Annotated in this window: 1 protein-coding gene; it reads left to right on the top strand. The window is 66.9% G+C overall.

Annotated elements, in window-relative coordinates; translation table 11 throughout:
* Positions 1-235: 235 nt before the first annotated feature.
* Positions 236-1,207 carry a 1,4-dihydroxy-2-naphthoyl-CoA synthase gene (locus tag J4Z35_RS14235; RefSeq protein WP_208065687.1) on the top strand — a complete coding sequence of 324 codons (972 nt, stop codon included), beginning with the start codon at positions 236-238 and terminating at the stop codon, positions 1,205-1,207.
* Positions 1,208-2,098 lie beyond the last annotated feature (891 nt).

The raw sequence follows: 2,098 nt of genomic DNA, 5'->3' as shown, positions 1-2,098 counted from the left end.
CGAACGCCAAGCCGTCCTGGATGCGCAGTACGCCGCGAACCCCGAACGCTACCGAGGCCGGCGCCCCATCGCCGCCACAACACCCGAAATCACCCAACTCAACCCCACGTGACTCCAATCAGGTTGACAGCTTCCGGGGGACGAAAATCGCAGGGGTGCACGGGGCTGCGGGGCCGCCACCGTCGTTCCTCTAGGGCACGATGGGGTCGTCACCGCCGCGTCCTAGACTGGCGGCATGAGTGAGACCACCCCTGACGAAGCCGTCCGGCAGTCCGAGAACCCCTTCGACCCGAGCGCGTGGACCGCCGTCGAGGGGTTCGAGGATCTCACGGATATCACGTACCACCGCAGTCGCGAACTCGGTTGTGTGCGTGTGGCGTTCGATCGTCCCGAGGTGCTCAACGCCTTTCGTCCGCACACCGTCGACGAGTTGTATCGCGTGCTCGATCACGCACGCCGCACGCCGGACGTCGGCGTCGTCCTGCTCACCGGCAACGGCCCCGGGCCCGAAGGCACCGGCAGCGCGGGCAAGTGGGCGTTCTGCTCGGGCGGCGACCAGCGCATCCGTGGCCGCTCCGGCTACCAGTACGCGGCCGACCCGACGGGTGACGACTCCGCGAGCGGCGTCGACGAGCTGCGCGTCAAGGCCGAGGGCGGGCGCCTGCACATCCTCGAGGTGCAGCGACTCATCCGTACGATGCCGAAGATCGTCATCTGCCTCGTGCCCGGCTGGGCCGCAGGCGGCGGCCACAGCCTCCACGTCGTGTGCGACATGACGATGGCCTCCCGCGAACACGCGCGCTTCAAGCAGACCGACGCCGACGTCGGCTCGTTCGACGCCGGCTACGGTTCGGCGTACCTCGCGAAGATGGTCGGGCAGAAGTTCGCGCGGGAGATCTTCTTCCTCGGCCGCACCTACACCGCCGACGACATGCACCGTATGGGCGCGGTCAACTTCGTCTGCCCGCATGCCGAGTTGGAGAGCGAAGCCCTGCAGGTGGCGCGGGAGATCATGGCGAAGTCGCCGCAGGCCCAGCGCATGCTGAAGTTCGCGTTCAACCTCACTGACGACGGGCTCATGGGCCAGCAGGTGTTCGCCGGTGAGGCGACGCGCCTCGCGTACATGACGGACGAGGCCGTCGAGGGGCGCGATCAGTTCCTCGAGAAGCGCGAGCCCGACTGGTCGCCGTTCCCCTGGTACTTCTAAACGAGGGTGTTTCCGCAGGTCACAGGTCTGTCGCCGCTCTACCGTGCACGGACCGTGCACAGAATCCTCTGCGCGCGGTCCAACCCTGGACGGAACTGGCCGACATTAGGGTGACGGGAGTTCCCACGGCGCGCCTCGCGGCTCGTGATCCGTTGCGACCAGACCTACGGCCACATGCTCAGGAGGAGGCGGCTGGTCAGAGCCAAGTCCAACAACGAGCGCTGCTCCGCGCGTGCTTCAGGCCCTGTCGGATCAGACCGATAGGTTGAAGTCATTGTTGAATCGCAGCGTCCGCTGGAGCGGAGGCTCAAAGGAGGAGCAGTGGAGTTCGCTACATCGGAAACAAGGCGCGAGTGGCGGACGCCATCCTCGACCTTGCTGGTGATCCGGGTGATGGCCGCTTCGTCGACGCCTTCTGCGGGACCGGATCGGTAGCGGCCGTCGCCGCGTCGCGGGGCCGTCAGCCGGGTCGGTAGGTGTCCCGGCGGCGCGGGGCGGCCTCCGGGTCCTGAGGAGGAGGCCGCCCTGCGGCCGACGTCTCGAAGGGCAGGGGTCTGGCCGGGAAACCTGCAGATGGCCGGGAAGGCCAGACATGGCCGCGCAATTGCTCGGCCAGTTCCGGATATCCCGTCCAGGTCAGACCTTCCCGGCCCGGCGAGCCCCTCCTTGTAGGTTCCCGCTCGGCTTGTCCGAGCGACAGGGCCTCTGACCTGCGGTGGGACAACTTAGTGGGACGCGTTCCGTCCCACTAAGTTGTCCCGTTCCTTGCCTTGCCTGCGGAGTTGAGCTGAAGCGCCCTGAGTTTGTTGGAGACTCCTGACCTTGGAAACGAGGATGGGGTTATGCCGAAGGAACTGGCGAATGGGAAGCCGACGACGCGTCGCTACTCGG

The sequence above is a fragment of the Dermacoccus sp. NHGro5 genome, from assembly GCF_017565385.1.
GTDB classification, from domain to species: domain Bacteria; phylum Actinomycetota; class Actinomycetes; order Actinomycetales; family Dermatophilaceae; genus Dermacoccus; species Dermacoccus nishinomiyaensis.
This window is presented reverse-complemented; position numbering and strand designations above follow the sequence as displayed.

Bases quoted from the DNA above. Each gene is read 5' to 3' on its own strand.
- J4Z35_RS14235 (WP_208065687.1), top strand. From the start codon at position 236: ATGAGTGAGACCACCCCTGACGAAGCCGTCCGGCAGTCCGAGAACCCC.